Origin of the sequence: Variovorax sp. SPNA7 (assembly GCF_033807855.1) — a bacterium.
In the GTDB taxonomy this organism is placed as follows: domain Bacteria; phylum Pseudomonadota; class Gammaproteobacteria; order Burkholderiales; family Burkholderiaceae_C; genus Variovorax; species Variovorax beijingensis.
In genome coordinates this window covers 564018-583497 of sequence record NZ_CP138514.1, presented here as the reverse complement: position 1 = coordinate 583497, position 19480 = coordinate 564018, and the positions used below count along the sequence as shown (strand labels likewise).

20 protein-coding genes are annotated in these 19480 nt (G+C 69.6%); 15 read left to right on the top strand and 5 right to left on the bottom strand.

Annotation, left to right across the window (positions count from 1 at the left end):
• Positions 1 to 927 (bottom strand): c-type cytochrome, encoded by a 927-nt coding sequence (locus RZE77_RS30445; protein WP_319443416.1) that lies wholly within the window; start codon positions 925 to 927, stop codon positions 1 to 3.
• Between the two features lie 169 nt (positions 928 to 1096).
• Here RZE77_RS30445 and RZE77_RS30440 point away from each other — a divergent pair, with 169 nt between their 5' ends.
• From RZE77_RS30440 to RZE77_RS30430, 3 genes are all read left to right on the top strand, one after another.
• On the top strand, positions 1097 to 1798 hold the full coding sequence (locus RZE77_RS30440) for a TetR/AcrR family transcriptional regulator (protein WP_319443415.1): 702 nt from the start codon (positions 1097 to 1099) through the stop codon (positions 1796 to 1798).
• A gap of 83 nt (positions 1799 to 1881) precedes the next feature.
• Positions 1882 to 3180: an aspartate carbamoyltransferase gene (locus RZE77_RS30435; RefSeq protein ID WP_319443414.1), complete on the top strand. Its 1299-nt coding sequence runs from the start codon at positions 1882 to 1884 to the stop codon at positions 3178 to 3180.
• Between the two features lie 101 nt (positions 3181 to 3281).
• Complete coding sequence (locus tag RZE77_RS30430) at positions 3282 to 4493, top strand: CaiB/BaiF CoA transferase family protein (protein WP_319443413.1); 1212 nt, start codon at positions 3282 to 3284, stop codon at positions 4491 to 4493.
• Positions 4494 to 4527: 34 nt separating this feature from the next.
• On the opposite strand, the gene RZE77_RS30425 is transcribed toward RZE77_RS30430, so the two are convergent.
• From RZE77_RS30425 to RZE77_RS30415, 3 genes are all read right to left on the bottom strand, one after another.
• A complete protein-coding gene (locus tag RZE77_RS30425; protein ID WP_319443412.1) occupies positions 4528 to 4851 on the bottom strand; it encodes a BrnA antitoxin family protein in 324 nt (107 codons plus the stop codon).
• Positions 4838 to 5155, bottom strand: coding sequence for a transcriptional regulator (locus RZE77_RS30420; protein WP_319433572.1), 318 nt, complete (start codon positions 5153 to 5155; stop codon positions 4838 to 4840). Before RZE77_RS30420 ends, RZE77_RS30425 begins: the two co-directional genes overlap by 14 nt.
• 81 nt (positions 5156 to 5236) lie before the next feature.
• On the bottom strand, positions 5237 to 6196 hold the full coding sequence (locus RZE77_RS30415; protein WP_319443411.1) for a Bug family tripartite tricarboxylate transporter substrate binding protein: 960 nt from the start codon (positions 6194 to 6196) through the stop codon (positions 5237 to 5239).
• Positions 6197 to 6334: 138 nt separating this feature from the next.
• Here RZE77_RS30415 and RZE77_RS30410 point away from each other — a divergent pair, with 138 nt between their 5' ends.
• Positions 6335 to 7216, top strand: a complete 882-nt coding sequence (locus RZE77_RS30410) for an SMP-30/gluconolactonase/LRE family protein (RefSeq protein WP_319443410.1) — start codon at positions 6335 to 6337, stop codon at positions 7214 to 7216.
• Here the strand turns inward: RZE77_RS30410 and RZE77_RS30405 are convergent.
• Positions 7213 to 8121 (bottom strand): LysR family transcriptional regulator, encoded by a 909-nt coding sequence (locus RZE77_RS30405; RefSeq protein WP_319443409.1) that lies wholly within the window; start codon positions 8119 to 8121, stop codon positions 7213 to 7215. The two genes, RZE77_RS30410 and RZE77_RS30405, sit on opposite strands and share 4 nt — an antisense overlap.
• A gap of 102 nt (positions 8122 to 8223) precedes the next feature.
• On the opposite strand from RZE77_RS30405, the gene RZE77_RS30400 reads away from it, so the two are divergent.
• From RZE77_RS30400 to RZE77_RS30350, 11 genes are read left to right on the top strand one after another with little or no spacing between them, the layout of a single operon-like run.
• On the top strand, positions 8224 to 9315 hold the full coding sequence (locus RZE77_RS30400; protein WP_319443408.1) for an LLM class flavin-dependent oxidoreductase: 1092 nt from the start codon (positions 8224 to 8226) through the stop codon (positions 9313 to 9315).
• Between the two features lie 21 nt (positions 9316 to 9336).
• The gene (locus tag RZE77_RS30395) at positions 9337 to 10272 is read left to right on the top strand and encodes a flavin reductase (protein WP_319443407.1); all 936 of its coding nucleotides are present in this window, start codon (positions 9337 to 9339) and stop codon (positions 10270 to 10272) included.
• A 30-nt stretch (positions 10273 to 10302) separates the two neighbouring features.
• Positions 10303 to 11463 carry an acyl-CoA dehydrogenase family protein gene (locus tag RZE77_RS30390; RefSeq protein ID WP_319443406.1) on the top strand — a complete coding sequence of 387 codons (1161 nt, stop codon included), beginning with the start codon at positions 10303 to 10305 and terminating at the stop codon, positions 11461 to 11463.
• A 3-nt stretch (positions 11464 to 11466) separates the two neighbouring features.
• Positions 11467 to 12582, top strand: a complete 1116-nt coding sequence (locus tag RZE77_RS30385; protein ID WP_319443405.1) for an acyl-CoA dehydrogenase family protein — start codon at positions 11467 to 11469, stop codon at positions 12580 to 12582.
• Positions 12579 to 13340, top strand: coding sequence for an enoyl-CoA hydratase/isomerase family protein (locus RZE77_RS30380; RefSeq protein WP_319443404.1), 762 nt, complete (start codon positions 12579 to 12581; stop codon positions 13338 to 13340). Before RZE77_RS30385 ends, RZE77_RS30380 begins: the two co-directional genes overlap by 4 nt.
• Position 13341: 1 nt before the next feature.
• The gene (locus tag RZE77_RS30375; RefSeq protein ID WP_319443403.1) at positions 13342 to 15474 is read left to right on the top strand and encodes an acetate--CoA ligase family protein; all 2133 of its coding nucleotides are present in this window, start codon (positions 13342 to 13344) and stop codon (positions 15472 to 15474) included.
• Positions 15471 to 16229: an SDR family NAD(P)-dependent oxidoreductase gene (locus RZE77_RS30370; protein ID WP_319443402.1), complete on the top strand. Its 759-nt coding sequence runs from the start codon at positions 15471 to 15473 to the stop codon at positions 16227 to 16229. The genes RZE77_RS30375 and RZE77_RS30370 overlap by 4 nt, the downstream gene beginning before the upstream one ends.
• The gene (locus RZE77_RS30365) at positions 16226 to 16606 is read left to right on the top strand and encodes a VOC family protein (protein ID WP_319443401.1); all 381 of its coding nucleotides are present in this window, start codon (positions 16226 to 16228) and stop codon (positions 16604 to 16606) included. Before RZE77_RS30370 ends, RZE77_RS30365 begins: the two co-directional genes overlap by 4 nt.
• Complete coding sequence (locus RZE77_RS30360) at positions 16603 to 17148, top strand: nuclear transport factor 2 family protein (RefSeq protein ID WP_319443400.1); 546 nt, start codon at positions 16603 to 16605, stop codon at positions 17146 to 17148. Before RZE77_RS30365 ends, RZE77_RS30360 begins: the two co-directional genes overlap by 4 nt.
• Positions 17148 to 18416, top strand: coding sequence for an SDR family oxidoreductase (locus RZE77_RS30355; RefSeq protein ID WP_319443399.1), 1269 nt, complete (start codon positions 17148 to 17150; stop codon positions 18414 to 18416). The genes RZE77_RS30360 and RZE77_RS30355 overlap by 1 nt, the downstream gene beginning before the upstream one ends.
• Complete coding sequence (locus RZE77_RS30350; protein WP_319443398.1) at positions 18413 to 19402, top strand: Bug family tripartite tricarboxylate transporter substrate binding protein; 990 nt, start codon at positions 18413 to 18415, stop codon at positions 19400 to 19402. Before RZE77_RS30355 ends, RZE77_RS30350 begins: the two co-directional genes overlap by 4 nt.
• Positions 19403 to 19480: the final 78 nt, after the last annotated feature.

Below are 19480 nucleotides of genomic sequence, written 5' to 3'. Positions count from 1 at the left end.
TCAGCCCTGGGGCGACGGCCGCTGCTGCTGCAGGAACAGATGGAGTGCGCGCATGTCCGTTTCGCTGATCTCGCGCAGCGACTCGAAGGGCATCACGCGCACCGGCGTGCCGTCGGCGCGCTGGCCGGTCTTGAAGAGGCGCATCATCGATTCCGCATCGGGATAGCGCGGCATCACCGATCCGTCGCCGGTCGCGAGCCGCGAGGCCGGGGGCCAGTCCGGCGGACCGCCGGGGATCTGGCCGCCCTCCAGCTTCGCTCCGTGGCAGCCGAGGCACATGTTCGCAACGTAGGCGCCATGCGCCACGCTCACGCCTTCGGGCACCGGCGCGGCGGGCGGCCGCGCGTGGTCGATTTTTGCGGCGGCATCCTGGATCATGCCGAAGCCGTAGAGCGCGCGCACGGGCAAGGGCAGGTCGACCACCGCGGGCGTGCCCTGCGTGGGCGGCATGCTGCGGATGTAGGTCACGAGGGCCGCCAGGTCGTCGTCGGTGAAGCGGTTGTAGTCCTCGCTGGGCATGATCATCAGCGGCCGGCCGCCCGGATGCACGCCGTGGCGGATCGCGCGCACCCAGTCCTCCGGCCGATAGCCGGCGGTCACGCTCGCGCTGCCGGGGGCGATCTGCGGTCCGGCCACGCGCAGGCCGTTCGGGTCGTCGATGAAAGTGCGGCCGCTGCCGCTCGCGCCGTGGCAGTCGACGCAGCCGCGCGAGGCATAGAGATATTGCCCGCGTGCGATGGCCGCGGTGTCGGTGAGTGCGCGCAGGGCCACCGGCTGCACGTCGACATCGACGCGGCGCGCCATCTTCCGGTCGGCCAACTGCAGGCCGCCCCACACCACGGCTGCGGCCAGCAGCCCGAGCACCAGCAGCACCCAGGCGCCGCGACGCAGCCAGCGGGTGGCAGGTCTTGTCGAAGATGCATTCATCGCGCGGCCTCCGCCTGTTGATTGCAGTGGCGGTGCGGCAGATATGCCAGGTTCAGGACGGCCGACATGAGGATCCCCATAAAATGATCGGTATGGACAAATTTGGATGGCATGTCCAAAATTGAACGATATGATAAATTTTCAGGGAATGGCACTGGCCGGATTGCCTATGCCCTTGGCCGAGGCCCTGGCGGCCCAGCCCGAGGGCCTCGGCAAGCGCGAGCGCACACGCCGCCAGTTGCTGGCGGCCGCCGTGCAGGCGTTCTCCGCAAGCGGCGTGGGCGCTTCCACCATGCAGGAGATCGCGCGGCAGGCCGGCATGACGCCGAGCACCGTCTACAACCACTTCAGCACCAAGGAAGAGGTGGTGCAGGCGGTTGCGGTCTGGCTCGCGGAAACGATGTGCGAGCGCATTGCCGACAGCCAGGTCGGCGTGGCCGAAGGTGCCCGGCGCATGGCAATCGGCAATCGCCGCTACCTCTGGCTGGCCCGGCAAAGCCCCGCCTGGGCATTGCTGATGATGGACGTCGCGGCGGCGGCACCCCAGCTGCTGTCGCACGTCGCGGCCTATGCGCTGGCCGATCTGCGGCTGGGGCAGGCGCAGGGGGTCTTCAAGGTGAGCAGCGAGGCGGCCGCCCTCGACATGATCATGGGCACCTGCACGCAGGCGATGCGCACGGCGGCCAGTGGCGCGGCGCCGCCGGACCATGACATCACCGTGGCCGCCATGGTGCTGCGCGGGCTGGGCATGTCCTTTGCGGCCGCCGAGGCCATGGCACGCCGGCCGTTGCCGGACTTTGGCCCGCCGGGCGCGTCGCGGCGGGAGGCCCGGAATGCGCCGAAGAAGAAGGCGCGAGGCAGCGCGCCTTAGCCGTCGATCCGGCAGGCGGAACAAAATATACGCAATGAGTATATTTTCTGTCTGAATTTTCGCTCATGGCGTATATTTCGCGCATGAGCCAACAGCAAGACCTCCTGCGCGACGCGATGCGCCGCCTCAATCTCACGCGCGACGCGTTTTCCGAACGGCTGGGCGTGCGCCGCCGCGCGCTCGACACCTGGCTGCTGCCGTCCGATTCGAGCGAGTCGCGCGCGATGCCGGAGATGGTCGGCAAGTTCGTTGCCGAGATTCTTCAGCGCGAGGCGCTCGACACCGGCGCCGGCCTGGCAGGCACAGGGCAGCAGCGCCCGCTCGCGCAGCGCATTGCGGCCGAAGGCAAGCCGCAGTTGCTGTCGGTCGCGCAGTTCGACCGCGGCAGCCTCGAGGACCTGTTCCACGTCGCCGACGTGATGCAGCCGATCGCGCGCCGGCAGAAGGTCACGCGCATCCTCGAAGGCGCCGTGCTCGGCAGCCTGTTCTTCGAGGCCAGCACGCGCACGCGCGTGAGCTTCGGCGCCGCCTTCTGCCGGCTCGGCGGCACTGTGTGCGACACCACGGGCTTCACCTTCTCGTCGATGGCCAAGGGCGAGTCGATCTACGACACCAGCCGCGTGATGAGCGGCTATGTCGATGCGCTGGTGGTGCGCCATCCCGAGCAGGGTTCGGTGGCCGAGTTCGCGCGCGCCACCAACATTCCGGTCATCAACGCCGGCGACGGCCCCGGCGAACACCCGAGCCAGGCCATCCTCGACCTGTACACCATCCAGCGCGAGTTCTCGCGCATGGGCAAGCTGGTCGACGGCACGCACGTGGCGATGGTCGGCGACCTCAAGTACGGCCGCACGGTGCATTCGCTGATCCGGCTGCTGGCGCTGTACCGCGGGCTGAAGTTCACGCTGGTGGCGCCGCCCTCGCTGGAGATGCCGGCCTACCTGGTCGAGCTGGTCGCGCGCAACGGCCACGTCGTCGAGCAGACCTCCTCGCTGGCGCAGGGGCTGCGCGGGGCCGACGTGGTCTACGCCACGCGCGTGCAGAAGGAGCGGTTCGCGAACGGAGAAACGCTGGAGGGCTACACGCCCGAGTTCCAGGTGTGCAAGGCCCTGGTGGATTCAGTCTGCAAGCCCGACACGATCCTGATGCATCCCTTGCCGCGCGACGGGCGCCCGGGCGCGAACGACCTGAGCGTGGACCTCAACCACGATCCGCGGCTGGCGATCTTCCGGCAGACCGACAACGGCATCCCGGTGCGCATGGCGATCTTCGCAGTGCTGATGGGCGTGGAGCAGCAGGTGGCGCGCTCGATGCGCGATGCAGGCTGGCGCTCGCCCGCGCACATCGGGCCCGACGACGCGGACTTCGACGGGCTCGACTGAAACTACAAAGCACCTTTTCATGCGCCGGTGCATGGCGGGAGGGGTGCGCTCCTAGACTGGGTGTTCTGGCGCCCCGGGGCGGGTGCCCCGAGGACCCCCGAATGAAGAACCACCTTTCCATGCAACCCCTGGCCGGCGTGCGCGTGCTCGACCTGTCGCGCGTGATGGCCGGCCCGCTGTGCGGCATGGCGCTGGCCGACCTGGGTGCCGACGTGATCAAGGTCGAGCATCCCGAGCGCGGCGACGACACGCGCGACTGGGGCGTGCGCATCGGCCGCCACAACACCTCCTACTTCAACAGCTGCAACCGCAACAAGCGCTCCATCTGCGTGGACCTGCAGGACGAGGACGGCCAGGCGCTCGTGCGCGAGCTCGCAGCGCAGTGCGACGTGGTGATCCAGAACTTCAAGTACGGCGGTGCACAGAAGATGGGCCTGGGCTACGAAGATCTGCGCAAGCTCAACCCCGGGATCATCTACTGCTCGATCTCGGGCTACTCGGTGCTGAGCCCCGAGAAGGCGCGGCCGGGCTACGACCTGGTGATCCAGGGCGAGACCGGTCTCATGGCCATGAACGGCGAGGAGGGCCAGGGGCCGCTCAAGTTCGGCATCGCCGCGGTCGACATGTTCACGGGCATGTACTCGGCCCAGGCGATCCTCGCGGTGCTGTACGAGCGCACGCGCACCGGAGAAGGCCGCCACATCCAGATGTCGCTCTACGACAGCGGCATGATGATCACGTCCTATTACGGGCTGACCGCCTGGCTCCACAAGGGCGATCCCGCGAAGTTCGGCAACTCGCATCCGTCCATCGTGCCCTACGGCGTGTTCGAGGCTGCGGACGGCCCGCTGGTGATCGCCGTCGGCAACAACGGCCAGTTCAGGAAGTTCTGCGACGAGGTGATCCTCTGCCCCGAGCTGCCGGCCGATCCGAAGTTCGCCACCAACACCGAGCGCGCGAAGCACCGGCACGAACTGCTGCCGATCCTGCTCGGCCGCATCGCGCAGTTCCCGCGCGCCGATCTCCTCGTGCGCATGGACAAGGCCGGCATTCCGTGCGGCGAGGTGCTGGGCCTGTACGAGGCGCTGCAGTCCGACCGGACGGCGCAGGCCGGCGTCTGGCACCGGTTCGAGGACGCGGAAGCCGGCGCGCAGGCCGTCCATGCGCCGCCCTACGTCATCGACGGCGCGCGCTCGGATGTGCGCCACCCGCCGCCGCACCTGGGGGAGCACACGGGCGAGGTGCTGCGCGAACTGCTGGACATGGGGGAGGGCCGGTTCGAATCGCTGGCGCGCAGGAGCGTTATCAAATAACGCGATCTCCAGACGACTTGTTGAAGAGGAGTGATCAGCTTCGCTCTGGCGCTCTGTGCGAGCGTCTTGGACGAGTGCCGGGGGTCGCCTTCGCCACGAACACATCGCGCAGCGCGTCATTCGCGCGCGTCTGCCAACCGGGCCCGGCCGCTTTCAATGCCTCCAGAACAACTGCATCCAGCCGGATGGTGGTCGACACCTTGGCGTCGGCCTTCACACTGCCAGCAGGCCGGCCACGCTTGCGCGCCTCGATCTGCGCGGGCGTGTGCACGGCCGCATGCGCGCCACGCTTCATTTCTCCGATGGACTGGAGCAGGTCCTTCTCGAATTGCGCCATTTCCTTGTCAATCTTCGGCATCGATGGCCTCCTTCAATTTCAGCAGGGTCGCGGCGGGGATGTTGTCGAACTTGGCCTTCACGTAGACCAACAGCAGCACCAGATCGTCCTGCTCGTTGCGGTTGAAATAAATCACACGGGCGCCGCCGCGCTTGCCCATGCCGGGGCGCGACCAACGCACCTTGCGCAGCCCGCCGGTGCCCGGGATCACGTCGCCCGCTTCGGTGTTCTCGGCGATGAAGGATACGAATTCCAGGCGTTCTTCCTCGTTCCAGATATCCGCAGCGAGGCGTTGGAACGTCGGAGTTTCGATCACCGTGAACATTGATTTTATTGTAGTAACGATTAAACCCTGTGCAAGGGTTATTTTGTAACTACAAAAAATCCTTCCTCTTGGACGGCGCCTTCAGTGCGACTGCTTGGGCAGGTTCAGCCCGCGCAAGACGGGAAGCCAGCGGTCCGCCTCGGCCTTGATGAACTTGTCGAGGTCCTCGGGCGTGCCGCCGCGCGGCTCCATGCCGATGGCGCGGGCGCGCGCCACGAAGTCGGGGTCGGCGATCACCTGGTTGACGGCCTTGTTCAGGCGCTCGATCGCGGGCCGCGGCGTGCCGGCGGGCACCGAGAGCGAATACCAGAGCGTGGCTTCCATGTCGAAGCCCTGTTCCTTGAAGGTGGGCGCCTCGGGCACCTGCGGCAGGCGCTTCGAATCCATCACGCCCAGCACGCGCAGCTTGCCCGATTTCACATGGGACAGAGATCCCGTGATGGAGGTGCCATGGATGTCGATCTGGTTGCTCAACAGGGCCTGCACGGCTGGCGCATCGCCGTTGAAGGGAATGTGCAGCGTGCTGAAGCCCTGTTCCTTCTCGAAGGCGATGGGCGCGAGGTTGGTCAGGATGGCCGCGCCCGGCGAGCCGCGGTTGATCTTGCCGGGGTTCTGTTTGGCATAGGCCACCATTTCCTTGATGTTCTTGTAGGGCAGGTCGGTGCGCCCGACGACGATGGCGGGCTGGTAGGCGATCTGCGTGACGGCGGCAAAGTCCTTCGCGGGGTCGTAGGGCAGCTTGTCGTAGAGCACGCTGTTGTTCGCGAGCGTGCCCAGCGAGGACACGAGCACCGTCTGCCCGTCGGGCTTGGCGCGCGCCACATAGTCGGCAGCGAGGATGCCGCTCGCGCCGGGCTTGTTCTCGATGATGACGTTCAGGCCCTGCTTGTTGAGCTCCTGGGCCAGGATGCGGCAGTACTGGTCGGTGCCGCCGCCGGCGGCAAAGGGCACGACGATGCGGGTCACCTGCTGGGCGAGTGCCGGGGCGGCGAGTGCGCAGGCACCCAGCGCCAGCCCGATCACGAGTTTGCGGTAGCTCATTCTTGTCTCCTGTTCCGGCCCGGAATCGGGCTCTGGGGCCAGTCTAGGTGGCCGCCCTTGGCGCTGCGCTGCATGAAATGAAAAGCAGCTTTGCGGGATGCGCCGGCAGCGCGCAGCCCGGCCCTGCACACTTGCCCGATGACCGTGCAGATCACCCGAATCGGAACGACCCGGGACCAGCTGGGCGAGAGCCCTTGCTGGGATGCCGACGGGCAGGCGCTGAGCTGGATCGACGCGCTGGGCGGCACGCTCTGGCGGCTGCAGGCCGGAGCCGGGCAGCCCGAGCGGCACGAGCTGCCGACACCCGTGGGCTCGATTGCGCCCTGCCGCGGCGCGGCCGTGGTGGTCGCACTGCGCAACAGCTTCGCGCGCTACGACTTCGCCACGCGCACGCTGGAGCCGCTGGCCTGCGTCCCGGTGGACCATCCGAAGGTCCGTTTCAATGACGGCAAGTGCGACGCGGCCGGCAATTTTCTGGCCGGCACCATGCACATCGACCGCCAGCCCGGCGAGCCGGTCATCGGAGGGCTCTACCGTCTGCGCACCGACCGCCGCGTGGAGCGGCTGGCCGACGACATCGGTTTTGCCAACGGACCCTGCTTCAGCCCCGACGGCCGCGTGCTGTACCTGGCCGACAGCCTGGAACGCACCATCTGGGCCTGGGACTACGACCCCGACGGCCCGCTGCGCCACAAGCGCGTGTTCGTGAGGACGCACGACTTCGATTCAGGCCCCGATGGCGCAACGGTCGATGCGGAGGGCTTCGTCTGGACCGTGCTGACCCGCGCCGCCAGGCTTGCGCGCTACGCGCCAGACGGCAGGCTGGAGCGCCTGATCGATCTGCCCGCGAGCTATCCGACCAGCATCTGCTTCGGCGGGCCGCGCCTGGACTGCATCTACCTGACCAGCATTTCGCGCAGCGCGCGGCTGGAAGGGAGCAAGGCGCACGATGGCGGGCTGTTCCGGATCGAAGGGCTGCCTGCGCCGGGGCGCCTGCCCGATCGCTTCGACGGTTGCTAGCGCTTCTCGCTCCGAAGCGCATCAGCCACATAGTCGACGAAGGCGCGCACCTTCAGCGGCAGCACGCGGCTTTGCCGGAACACGGCGAAGACGCCGTTGGAAAAAGCCCGCACCGCAAAGCGGTAGTCGGGCAAAAGCCGCACCAGCGTGCCGGCCTGCAGATCGCCGCGCACGGTGGCTTCCGACAGCAGCGCCACGCCCATGCCGCCGATTGCGGCCAGCCGCAGCAGTTCGCCGTTGTTGGCGCTCAGCACGCCCTGGATCACCAGCTCCTGCTGCTCGCCCGCTTCGTCGATGTACTTCCAGGTGATGACCTCGCGCTCGCGCCGGTAGGTGAGGCAGCGCACCTGGGGCAGGTCGCTCGGATGCCGGATGCGCGAATAGGTCTTCAGGAAGGCCGGGCTGGCCACCAGCACCTCGTCGCTCGACAGCAGCCGCTTGATGACGAAGCCTGAATCGGTGGACTCGCCGGTGCGGATGTCGACGTCGAAGTCGTGCTCCACCAGGTTGACCGGATGCTCGGAGAGCTCGAGCTCGACGCGGATGTCCGGATACAGCTCCGCGAAGCGCGGCAGCAGCGGCGCCAGCACGCGCAGGCCGATGTGGGTGCGCGAATGCACGCGCAGCCGGCCCTCGGGGCGCTGCCGCGCGTTGTGCACCACCTGCTCGGCCTCGCTCATGAGTTCCAGCACCGCCTCGGCCCGCTCCAGGAAGGCCTGGCCCGCTTCGGTCACCTTGAGGTTGCGGCTGGTGCGGTCCACCAGCTGCACGCCCAGCTCTTCCTCCAGCGCGCTGATGCGCCGCGAGATGGTGGCCGGCGACAGGCTGAGGCTGCGGGCCGCGGCCGAGAGGCTGCCCTTCTTCTGGGTGGCCACGAAGATGCGCAGCGAATCGAGGGCCTTCATTTCGAAAGACGCAAAGAAGGTGTGCGTTCGCTGGTGATCTGCAAGGGCCCCGGGTTCCTACGATGGACCTCGATCAAAACCAGCCAACCAGGAGTCACAGCGATGGATTTCGGAATCTTCATTCTGATGCAGCAGCGGAACAAGCACAAAACCTCCCACCAGATCCTGCGCGACGCCGTCGAGCAGACTCGCCTGGCGGACGAACTGGGTTTTGGTGCCGCATGGTACGCCGAGCACCACTTCAGCAACTACGGCATGTGCTCCTCGCCGCTGACCATGATCGCGCACTGCGCCGCGGTCACCCGCAACATCCGGCTGGGCACCGGCATCGTGGTCGCGCCGCTGTACACGCCGGCGCGCCTGATCGCGGACGTGGCGATGGTCGACCAGCTGTCCGACGGCCGCCTCAACCTGGGTATCGGCTCGGGCTACCAGCACTTCGAGTTCGAGCGCTTCGGCGTCTCGCTGGAATCCGCCAAGGGCCGCACCTTCGAGATGCTCGACATGCTCGAGGCCGGCCTCACGCAGCCCAAGTTCAGCTACGAGGGCGAGTACTACCGCCAGCCGATGAGCGCGATCAGCCAGCGCGCGGTGCAGCGTCCCACGCCGCCGATGTGGATCACCAGCGTCGACCCGGCTTTCCTGTCGCGTGCCGTGAAGTCCGGCCACCATGTGTTCGTCTCGGGCGGCGACGGCGGCCTGGAGAAGCTGGCCGGCACCCGCGCGCTGATCGACAAGGTGGCCGCGGCCGAGGGCAAGGACCCGGCCGGCGTGCAGGTCGGCCTGCTGCGCGCGGCCTATGCCAGCAACGACAAAGACGAGGTCGAACGCTACCTGGAGTGCGCGCGCTACCAGCGCCGCATCGCCGTGAGCCTGAAGCGCCGCACCGCGCAGATCGCCGACGACTACCAGGTCGAGGAAGGCATCGTCGAGGGCGAGCCGAGCCTGGACGAGATGCGCGCGCTGCTGCCCGTGGGCAGCGTCGACACGGTGATCGAGCGCGTGGTCAACGAGATCCGCACGCTCAAGCCGGTGCACTACTGCTTCCAGACGCAGATGGGCGATTTCGACCACAAGACGATGCTGCGCCAGCTCGAGACCTGGGGCAAGGTCATCATCCCCGCCGTGCAGCAGGAGATCGCCAACGATCCGCCGCACCGGCCCGCGGTTCGGCCCGAGCTTGCCGCGGCCTGAGGCCGAGCGCGAGGAAACGCCATGTCCGAAGCCGCCGAAGGGATCCGCCCCGCCATCGAGCCCGCGCAACTGCGCCAGCTGCTCGGATGCTTTCCGACCGGCGTGGCCGTCATCACCACCTGCACGCCGGACGGCCAGCCGGCGGGCCTGACCTGCAATTCGTTCAGCTCGGTGTCGCTCGATCCGCCGCTCGTGCTGTTCAGCCTGCGCAATGCCAGCCGCCTGCTGCCGACCTTCCAGGCCGCGGAGGGCTTCGTCATCAACATCCTCTCGCAGCACCAGGACGCACTGTCGGGCCGCTTCGCATCGAGCAGGATCGAGCACAAGTTCGACGGCGTGGCCTGGCGCGCCGGCCGGCTCGGCATGCCGCTGATCGACGACTGCCTGGCCAGCTTCGAATGCCGCACACATGCCGCCCACGAGGCCGGCGACCACACCATCTTCATCGGCGAGGTCCGGCACCTGAGCGCCGGCGTGCCCGACCAGGCGCTGGTGTTCTACAAGGGCGCCTACATGATGCTGGCCGAGTCGCTGCGCAAGCTGGTCGTGGAGGGCCGGCTCGGAGACGCCGACATCGACGAGGCCTACCGCACGCTCTACGGCACCTTGCTGCGCCTGGCGAGCGAGCGCGCCACCGAGGCCGAGCTGGACGCAGTGCGCGAGGCCGCCGACGCCATCGAGGCGCATCCCGACGACGCACCGCTCAAGGAGCGCATCGCCTCCGCGAGCGCCTTCTTCTCGTCGATTGCGGCCGCCGGCCACAACGAGGCGCTGACGCTGATGGCGCAGACCATGACCAGCGTGCTGCGCGAGCGCATGACGCATGTGCTTTCGGTGCGTCCGCGGCCCGATCTCTTTCCGTTGCGCCGCAAGGTGGCGCACAACCTGCGCCAGCGCAACCCCGAGGGCGCCGCCGCAGCGCTGGACGAACTGATCACGCAGCTGCGCAAGGGCTGAGCCCTTTTCCAATTTCCAACAGGAGACAAGATGTCCATCGACTACGCCGGCTTCCGGCGCGAACTCGAAGCGTTCGCGCGCGAAGCCTGCCCGCCCGAGATCCGCGCCGTCGTCGCGGCCGGCCAGAAGATCACCAAGCGCGAATACCAGGCCTGGCAGCAGATCCTGAACGCCCGCGGCTGGGGTGCGCCGAGCTGGCCGCGCGAAGCGGGCGGCACCGGATGGGACATCCGCCAGCGCCTGATCTTCGAGGAAGTGATGGCCGAGAACGACTGCCCGCCGCTCTATCACCACGGCCTGGGCCACATCGGCCCGGTGATCATCCGCTTCGGCACGCCGGAGCAGAAGGCCCGCTTCCTGCCGCGCATCCTCGACGGCTCCGACTGGTGGTGCCAGGGCTATTCGGAGCCCGGCTCGGGGTCCGACCTGGCCTCGCTGTCCACCAGTGCGCGGCTGGAGGGCGACGCGTGGGTCGTCAACGGCCAGAAGATCTGGACCTCGCATGCCCACGAGGCCAGCATGATCTACATGCTGGTGCGCACTTCGAAGGAAGCGAAGAAGCAGGAGGGCATCTCGCTGCTGCTGGTGCCCATGGACACGCCGGGCATCACCGTGCGCCCGATCAAGACCATCGACGGCTGGCACCACCTGAACGAAGTCTTCTTCGACGAGGTGCGCGTGCGCGCCGACAACCTGCTCGGCGAGATCGGCAAGGGCTGGACCTGCGCCAAGTTCCTGCTCGAGCGCGAGCGCCTGCCACCGGCCAACGTGGCGCGGCTGGAGCTCATGCGCCGGCAGGTCACGCGGCTGGTCGAGGATGCGAGCCGGGCCGCCGCGGGCCGGCGCGACTTCAGCGGCCTGCACCACAAGCTGCTGCTGTGCGAGGCCGACGTGAAAGGCGCCCGCGTGATGATGGCCGAGGCCACCGACGACCTGATCCACCAGCGCCCGCTGGGCGTGCAGCCATCGGTCATCAAGATGACCTGCGCCGACGTGGCGCAGCGCCTGACGACCATCGCCCTCGATGCGGTCGGCCCCGACGCGGCGCACCGCTTCCTCGCCGATGCCGGGGAAGACGTGCCCGATGCCACCTGGATCCAGAACTACATGTTCACGCGCGCCCGCACCATCGCCGGCGGTACCTCCGAGGTGCAGCGCAACGTGGTCGCCAACGAACTGCTGGGAGCCTGAGCCATGTCCACTTCTTCTTTTCCATCGCTCTTTCCCGGCATGCTGCTGGACGCAGCCAGCCGCTTTGCCGAGGACCACATCGCGCAGCAGATCCAGGGCGACCCCGTGCGCGAGCTGGGCTGGACTGCCACCCTCGTGCCCGAGGAGGCCGGCGGCGTCGGCGGCAGCCTCCATGACCTCGCTTCCATCGTCGAGGGGCTGGCCACCCACGGCCTGCAGCTGCCGGTGGTCGAGACCTGCGCCGTGGTGCCGCTGCTGCTGCAGGCGGCCGGCGCCGAGACAGCGCATCGTTGGCTGGAGGCGGTGGCCGAGGGCAGCGCGCGGATCGCGCCGATGACCGCGCTGTCCGCCACGCCCGAGGACCCTGCCATCACGGCCCGGCACCTGGACATCGGCTATGCGCTGAGCGGCGCGGTGCAGGGCGTCGACTTGACCTTGCCCGCCACGCACTACCTCGTGCCCGCGCAGCTGGACGATGGCGACGATGCCCTTTTCCTGGTCGATGCCGAGCGCACCGGCGCGCCGCAGGCCCGCTACCGGACGATGGAAGGCCGGCTGGGTGCCGACTTCGCACTGGAGCGGCTCGCGGTGCCCGAGGGCGCCTGCATCGCACGCGGCGCCGCGGTGCGAGAGGCGCGCGCCAAGGCGACCGACGCCGCCTTGCTGCTGACCGCCGCCGACACGGTTGCGGCGCTGGCCACCTTGATCCGCCAGACCGTGCTCCACCTGAAGGAGCGGCGCCAGTTCGGCGTGGCGCTCGCGAGCTTCCAGGTGCTGCGCCATCGCGTGGCCGACATGTACGTGAAGTACCTGGGCGCCAAGGGCCTGGTGATCCACTGCTTCCACGCCTGGGAGCAGGGCGCGCCCGACCTGCGCCGCACGCTGCGCCTGGCCAAGGTGTCGCTGGCCGAGTCGGCGCGCGCCTGTGCCGAATCGGCGATCCAGATGCACGGCGGCATGGGCGTGAGCGAGGAGGTGCTGGCCACCCGCACGGCGCAGCGCCTGATCGCCTCCGAGTTCCGCTACGGCGACCGGCTGCTGCATGCCGCGCGGCTGCTGGCACCGCACGAGCCCGCGCCGCAAGTTTCTTTTTCCAACCAGACCGGGAGTGTGCGATGAGCATCGAACTGGAAGTTTCCGAATACATCGCCGTCGTCCGGCTCGACAAGCCGCCGGTCAATGCGCTGGACCGCGCCACGCGCCGCCGCCTGATCGAGATCTTCGACGAGGTCTCCGAGCGCGCCGACGTGCGCGTCGCGATCCTCACGGGCACGGGCAAGTTCTTCTGTTCCGGCGCGGACCTCAAGGACCGGCCCGATGCCGAGAAGGCCGGCGACTTCCTCGACCACAACCGCTGGACGCGCGAGACCGGCAATGCGATCCGCGAATGCGCCAAGCCCGTGATCGCGGCCGTCAACGGCCCTGCGCTGGGCGCCGGCTTCGGTCTCATGGCGGCCTGCGACATCTTCCTGGCAAGCGAGGACGCCACCTTCGCCATGCCCGAGATCAACGTCGGCCTGGCCGGCGGCGTCTCGATGCTGCGCACCCTGTTCGGCCGCTCGTTCACGCGCCGCATGTTCTTCACCGGCATGAAGGTGCCCGCCGCCGAGCTGTACCGCCGCGGCGTGCTCGACGAGGTGGTGCCGGGCGAGCAGCTGATGCCGCTGGCCATGGAGATCGCGCAGGAGATCGCCTCGAAGGCGCCGCTCGCCGTCGCCTATGCGAAGCAGGCGGCCAACATGATGGACCTGATGCCGCAGCGCGACGGCTACCGCTTCGAGCAGAACATCACCATGGCGCTGGCCAGGACCGAGGATGCGCAGGAGGCCCGCAAGGCCTTCCTCGAAAAGCGCACGCCTGTCTACAAAGGTCGTTGAGATGCAGGCAACGCAAGTGGGCCACGGCCTCGACGCGCTGTTCAAGCCGCGCTCGATCGCGATCTTCGGCGCCTCCGACGACGTCAGCAAGATCGGCGGGCGGCCGCTGCAGTTTCTGCAGAAGTACGGCTATGCGGGCGGCATCTATCCGATCAACCGCAAGGGCGGCCTGGTGCAGTCGCTGCAGGCTTATGCGAGCCTGGCGGAGCTGCCCGAGGTGCCCGAGCTCGCGGTGATCGCGGTGCCGCCCGCGGGCGTGCTCGACGCGGTGCAGGACTGCGCGCAGCGCGGCGTGAAGGCCGCGGTCATCCTGTCCGCAGGATTCTCCGAGATGGGCGAGGAGGGCAGCCGCCTGCAGGCGCGCATCGGCGAGGTGGCGCGCGCCAGCGACATGCGCATCGTCGGCCCCAACTGCCTGGGCGCGATCGGCGTGCCCGACAAGAGCATTGCCACTTTCTCGGTGGCGCTGGAATCGTCCTTTCCCGCGGCGGGCTCGGTCGGCATCGTCTCGCAGAGCGGCAACCTCGGCAGCTTCACCTTGCGGCTGGCCGGCGAGCGCGGCCTGGGCGTGAGCCGCATGCTGACCACGGGCAACGAATGCGACGTGGACATTGCCGATGCCATCGCCTCGCTGGCGGCCGACCCCGGCACCTCGGTGATCCTGTGCTGCATGGAAACCTGCCGCGACGGCGCCAAGCTGATGCAGGCCATGGCGATGGCGCGCGAGGCCGGCAAGCCGCTGGTGGTGCTCAAGGTCGGCGTCTCCGAGGCGGGCAGCGCGGCCGCGGCCTCGCACACCGGCGCGCTGGCCGGGTCGGACGCGGTGTTCGATGCCGTGCTGCGCCAGGGCGGCGCGCTGCGCGTGCCCAGCATCGAGTTGCTGCTCGAGGTCGGCCATGCGCTGTCGGTGGCCGGCCCGGCGCGCGTGCCGGGCGGCCACCGCGTGGCGGTGCTCACGGCCTCCGGCGGCTTCGGCGTGCTGCTGGCCGATGCGGCCAGCGCACAGGGCCTGGAACTGCCCAAGCTCGCGGCGCAGACGCAGGAGCGCATCCTGTCGGCCGTGCCCTTCGCCGCGCCGTCCAATCCCGTGGACATGACGGCGCAGGTGTCGAGCCGGCCCGAGGTGCTGGCCCGGATGCTCGATGCCGTGGCGCGCGACGACAGCTGCGATGCGCTGATCCTGCAGTCGGCCAACGCCTTTCATGTGCCGCGTCTGCGCGACGTGTTCCTGGAGGCGCTGGCGCAGGTGCGCAAGGACCATCCCGCGCGCCTGATCCTGCTGTGCGCGCGAGCCCCCGACGACGTGCGCGCGCGGCTCAACGCGATGGGCTTTCCCGTGGTCGAGGGCATCGATGCGGCCTGCGCGACGATGGCAGCGCTGCTGCGCTTCGGCGCGCGCGATGCCGAACGGGCTGCTGCGCCGGCCATCGCGCGCGTGCCGCTGGCCGCCGAGGCCTTCGCCACCGAGGCCAGCGCCAAGGCGGTGCTGGCCGAGGCGGGGCTGCCCGTGCCGCGGGAGGCGGTCGCGCGCAGCGTTGACGAGGCGCTCGCCGCCGCGCGCGACATGGGTTTTCCGCTGGTGCTCAAGATCGTCTCGCCCGACATCGCGCACAAGACCGAGGTCGGCGGCGTGTTCGTCGGCCTGCGTTCCGAAGCGCAGCTGCGCGAGGAATACGACCAGCTGCTGGCGCGCGTCGCGCTGAAGGCGCCCGGCGCCCGCATCGCCGGCGTGCTGGTCGCGCAGATGGTGCAGGGCGGCGTCGAGCTGATCCTGGGCGCCAGGAAGGACCCGGTGTTCGGCCCGATGGTGATGGTCGGCCTGGGCGGCATCTTTGCCGAGATCTTCAGGGACGTGGCGCTGCAGCCCGCGCCCGTCGACGAGGCGCAGGCCACGGCGATGCTGCAGTCGCTCAAGGCCTTCCCGCTGCTCGACGGCGCGCGCGGACGCCCCAAGGCCGACGTGCAGGCGGCCGCGAAGGCGATCGTGGCGCTGTCGCGCTTTGCGGTGCGGTATGCAGACAGCGTGTCCGAGATCGACATCAACCCCCTGGTGGTGCTGGAACAGGGCCGTGGCGCGCATGCGCTCGACGCGCTGCTGGTGCCCGAGGAACACGCCATGAAAGGCAAGCAATGAACATGTCTCTTTCAGGCCGCACGGCCTTCATCAGCGGCGCGGGCCACGGCATCGGCCGCGCCACCGCGCGCGCCATGGCGCGCCTGGGCGCCACCGTCGGCATCAACGACCTGAAGCCGGAGTTCGTAGAGGAGGCCGTGGCCGAGATCCGCGCGCTCGGCGGCCAGGCCATCGGGCTGCCTTGCGACGTGTCGACGCGCGACGGCATGCGCGAGGCCGTGGCGCAGTTCGCGCGCGATGCGGGCCGGCTGGATGTGATGGTCAACAACGCCGCCTGGGTGCGCTACCAGCCGCTGGCCGAGATCACGCCGGAGGTCATGGACCGCATGGTGGAGATCGGCTTCAAGTCGGTGATCTGGGGCATCCAGGCCGCGGCCGAGGCCATGGATGCGCAGCGCGGCGGTTCGATCATCAACGTGGCCTCCATCGCGGCCTTCAAGTCGCCGATGCGCTCGGTCGTCTACAGCGGCATCAAGGCCGGCGTGCTGGGCATCACGCGCGCATCGGCCGCCGATCTGGGCGCGCGCAACATCCGCGTGAACGCCGTGGCGCCCGGCGCGGTGCCCACCGAAGGCACCGCCAGGCACCGCAATGCGGAGCTCGATGCGCGGCGCATCGGCCGCACGCCGCTCGGGCGGCTGGGCACGGTGGAAGACATCGCCGACGCCATCTGCTTCCTGGCCGGCGACGCCTCGCGCTTCTTCAACGCGGACGTGCTGCGGCTGGACGGCGGTGCTTCGGAGACCTCGCTGTGAGCGCCGCCGTTCAACCGCCCAAGCGGGTGCAGAACGTGTTCGTCGTGGCGAAGCAGCCAGCCAGCCTGCATGCCTTCTACAAAGGCGCGCTGGGCCTGCCGATGAAGTTCCGCGATGGCGACCGATGGATCCAGTACGGCGTGGGCGGCACCAACGTGGCGCTGGCCTGCGCCGAGGAGGCGGCGCCCGCCACCAGCGGACTGGTGATGGTGCTGGAGGTGGACGACTTCGACGGCGCCGCGGAACGCATCGGCGCGGCCGGCGGGCAGGTGCTGGGCCTGCGCGACATGGGCAGCCATGGTGCTGTGCTGTCGCTGCGCGATCCCGAGGGCAACCTGGTGCAGCTGTTCCGGCGCGCGGCGCCTGCAGCCGCATGAGTGCCGCGCCGGATCCGGCAGCGCTGCAGGCTTTGCTCGACCGCGAGGCGATCCGCGACTGCCTGCTGCGCTACTGCCGCGGCATCGACCGCTGCGACGAGCAAGCCCTGCGTTCGGCCTACTGGGAAGACGCCACCGACTGCCATGGCGCCTGGAACGGCAGCGCCGCCGGCTTCATCGCGCAGGCGCTCGAAAAGCTGCGCCAGGGCGGCCGCCGCGTCCACCAGATCGGCAACGTGCTGATCGAACTGCACGGCGACGCCGCCGCGGTGGAAAGCAGCTTCTTCGCGCTGCAGGCCACGGCCGCGCAGCCCGAGCGCGAGACCTTCCTGTGCGGCCGCTATGCGGACCGCTTCGAGCGCCGCGGCGGCGAGTGGCGCGTGGCCGCGCGCACCGTGATCTACGACTGGATCGAGGAGCGCACGCGGCCCGAGCTGAAGCAGGACGACACCGCCTTGTTCGGCGCGCGCCAGCCGGTGGGCGCCGCGGCGCCGCACGACGCCGTGTATGCGCTGCTGCGCGCAGTGCGGGGCGACACCTGATGGCCACGGTGCTGCTCACCGGCGCCGGCGGCGGCATCGGCCGCGCCGCGGCGCTGGGCTTCGCGCGCGCCGGCTGGCGCTGCGTGCTGGTCGATGCCGATGCGCAGGCGCTGCAGCGCCTCGAAGCGCTCTGGCCCATCGAGGCCGAGCGGCCGCTCGGCCTGGTGGCCGACCTGACCGATGCCGCCCGCATCGAGCGCCTGGGGCAGGAGATCCCGCCGCTCGATGCCCTCATCAACAACGCGGGCCTGTCGGCTGGCGGCGCCGAAGCCACCTCCGGCCCCGACGACGGCACGGCCGCGCGCCTGCTGGCGCTCAACCTGGCGGCGCCCGCCCGCATGGTGCAGGCCTGCGCGCCGCGGCTTCGGCCGGGCGCGCGCGTCGTCAACGTGGCGTCCGGCGCGGGGCTGCGCGCCATTCCGTGGCGCGGCCTCTACAGCCCGAGCAAGGCCGGGCTGATCGCGCAGGGCAGGGCGCTGGCGCGAGCCCGGCCCGACTGGACGGTGACCACGCTCGCGCCGGGCTTCGTGCGAACCGAGCTCGTGCAGCGCCTGATCGATGGCGGCCGGCTCGACCCGGCGCAGGCGGTCTCGAAGATTCCCCTGGGCCGGATGGCCGAGCCCGAGGACATGGCCGAGGCGCTGTGCTTCCTGGCCGGCGCGGATGCGCGCGTGCTCAGCGGGCAGTTGCTGGTGCTCGATGGCGGCTCCTCCGTCTGCGGCGGCAGCCAGCCATTGCCGCCATGCGCGCATGCGCCGCTTGCGTTCGAGGCGCCGCTGCAGCCGCACGGCGAGTCGGTGCGCGAGCCGGGCTGGCAAGCTGCGCTGGACACGTGGGTGCGTTCGCATGCGGATCGTGCGGACAACAAGAGCAGCTACCCCGCTGTCATCGACGGCCGTGCCTTCGATGCGCGGCCGGGCGCGCAGCTCGATGCCGTGCTCGACGCGGCCCGCTGCTTCCGCGCGCGCCATGCGGTGCTGGCCAGCCTCACGCTGCTGCTGCCGCGGCCTGCTGCGCAGCTCCCCTGGGAGCTGGCCGGCGATGCCGAAGCCGCCCGCATGCTGGTGGCCACACTGGCCGCCGAATGGGGCGCGCATGGACTGCGCGTCAACGCGCTGGAACTGCCGCCCGGCCTCGCGCCGGACAGCTGCCTGCCGCTGCTCGGCTACCTGGCCGGTGCGCGCGCGCAGTTCCTGACGGGGCAGGTGCTGCGGCTCGGCGCGGGCGCGGGCGAACCCTCGAACAAAGACAAGGAGACCTCTGCATGATCGACACCCTCGTTTCCCGCCGCCGCCTGCTGGCCGGCGCGGGCCTGCTCGCGCTGCAAGCGCCGCTGCGCGCCGGCGAAGCCGGCGGCTGGCCGGCACGCCCCATCCGCATGGTCGTGTCCGGCCCCGCAGGCGCTGGCTCGGACATCTTCGCGCGCCTCCTGGCCGGGCCGCTGCAGCAGGCACTCGGGCAGCCTGTGGTGGTGGACAACAAGCCCGGCGCCAACGGCCTGATCGGCAACGACGCGGTCGCCAAGGCGCCGCACGACGGCTACACGATCCTGCTGTCGCCGTCCTCGGCCATTGCCATCAATCCGGTCATCCAGCCGAAGATGCCCTATGACGCGCAGAAGGACCTGCTGCCCGTCGCCCAGGTCGGCGCCGCGGGCATCCTGCTGGTGGCGAACCCGGCCACGGGCATCGGGTCGCTCGCGGACCTGGTGCGCCATGCCAAGGCCAATCCCGGCAAGCTGGCCTATGGCTCCTGGGGCAGCGGATCGACCGGCCACCTGGTGATGGAGGGCCTCAAGGCGCAGTACGGCATGGACATGGTGCACGTGCCCTACAAGGGCGTCTCGCCGCTGCTGAGCGATCTGCTGGGCAACAGCATCGGCGTGGGCTTCGTCGACATCGCTTCGCCGGTGCCCCACATCCGCAGCGGCAAGCTGCGGGCACTGGGCTGCACGGGCTCCGCGCGCGGGCCGGCGCTGCCCGACGTGCCCACGCTGACCGAGCAGGGCTACCGCTTCGATGCGGACGGCTGGTATGGCGTTTTCGCGCCGGCCGGCACGCCGCGCGAGGTGGTGCTGCGCCTGAACCAGGAGATCAACCGGATTCTCGCGGCCGACGAGATCATCCAGAAATTCGCCGCCCAGAACATGCCGCGCCCGCCGATCAAGGACGCCGACCAGTTCGCGGCCACCGTGCGGCGCGACCTTGCGGCCTGGCAGTCGCTGGCCCGGGTGGCGAAGCTGCGGCTCGATTGAGCGCCTGCCGCAGTGCACTGCAAGTTGTTCGAGCGAGATCGCGACGGATGCGCAGGCCATCGATTGCGCGTTCCACTC

Bases quoted from the DNA above. Each gene is read 5' to 3' on its own strand.
- RZE77_RS30445 (WP_319443416.1), bottom strand. From the start codon at position 927: ATGAATGCATCTTCGACAAGACCTGCCACCCGCTGGCTGCGTCGCGGC.
- RZE77_RS30440 (WP_319443415.1), top strand. From the start codon at position 1,097: ATGCCCTTGGCCGAGGCCCTGGCGGCCCAGCCCGAGGGCCTCGGCAAG.
- RZE77_RS30435 (WP_319443414.1), top strand. From the start codon at position 1,882: ATGAGCCAACAGCAAGACCTCCTGCGCGACGCGATGCGCCGCCTCAAT.
- RZE77_RS30430 (WP_319443413.1), top strand. From the start codon at position 3,282: ATGAAGAACCACCTTTCCATGCAACCCCTGGCCGGCGTGCGCGTGCTC.
- RZE77_RS30425 (WP_319443412.1), bottom strand. From the start codon at position 4,851: ATGCCGAAGATTGACAAGGAAATGGCGCAATTCGAGAAGGACCTGCTC.
- RZE77_RS30420 (WP_319433572.1), bottom strand. From the start codon at position 5,155: ATGTTCACGGTGATCGAAACTCCGACGTTCCAACGCCTCGCTGCGGAT.
- RZE77_RS30415 (WP_319443411.1), bottom strand. From the start codon at position 6,196: ATGAGCTACCGCAAACTCGTGATCGGGCTGGCGCTGGGTGCCTGCGCA.
- RZE77_RS30410 (WP_319443410.1), top strand. From the start codon at position 6,335: ATGACCGTGCAGATCACCCGAATCGGAACGACCCGGGACCAGCTGGGC.
- RZE77_RS30405 (WP_319443409.1), bottom strand. From the start codon at position 8,121: ATGAAGGCCCTCGATTCGCTGCGCATCTTCGTGGCCACCCAGAAGAAG.
- RZE77_RS30400 (WP_319443408.1), top strand. From the start codon at position 8,224: ATGGATTTCGGAATCTTCATTCTGATGCAGCAGCGGAACAAGCACAAA.
- RZE77_RS30395 (WP_319443407.1), top strand. From the start codon at position 9,337: ATGTCCGAAGCCGCCGAAGGGATCCGCCCCGCCATCGAGCCCGCGCAA.
- RZE77_RS30390 (WP_319443406.1), top strand. From the start codon at position 10,303: ATGTCCATCGACTACGCCGGCTTCCGGCGCGAACTCGAAGCGTTCGCG.
- RZE77_RS30385 (WP_319443405.1), top strand. From the start codon at position 11,467: ATGTCCACTTCTTCTTTTCCATCGCTCTTTCCCGGCATGCTGCTGGAC.
- RZE77_RS30380 (WP_319443404.1), top strand. From the start codon at position 12,579: ATGAGCATCGAACTGGAAGTTTCCGAATACATCGCCGTCGTCCGGCTC.
- RZE77_RS30375 (WP_319443403.1), top strand. From the start codon at position 13,342: ATGCAGGCAACGCAAGTGGGCCACGGCCTCGACGCGCTGTTCAAGCCG.
- RZE77_RS30370 (WP_319443402.1), top strand. From the start codon at position 15,471: ATGAACATGTCTCTTTCAGGCCGCACGGCCTTCATCAGCGGCGCGGGC.
- RZE77_RS30360 (WP_319443400.1), top strand. From the start codon at position 16,603: ATGAGTGCCGCGCCGGATCCGGCAGCGCTGCAGGCTTTGCTCGACCGC.
- RZE77_RS30355 (WP_319443399.1), top strand. From the start codon at position 17,148: ATGGCCACGGTGCTGCTCACCGGCGCCGGCGGCGGCATCGGCCGCGCC.
- RZE77_RS30350 (WP_319443398.1), top strand. From the start codon at position 18,413: ATGATCGACACCCTCGTTTCCCGCCGCCGCCTGCTGGCCGGCGCGGGC.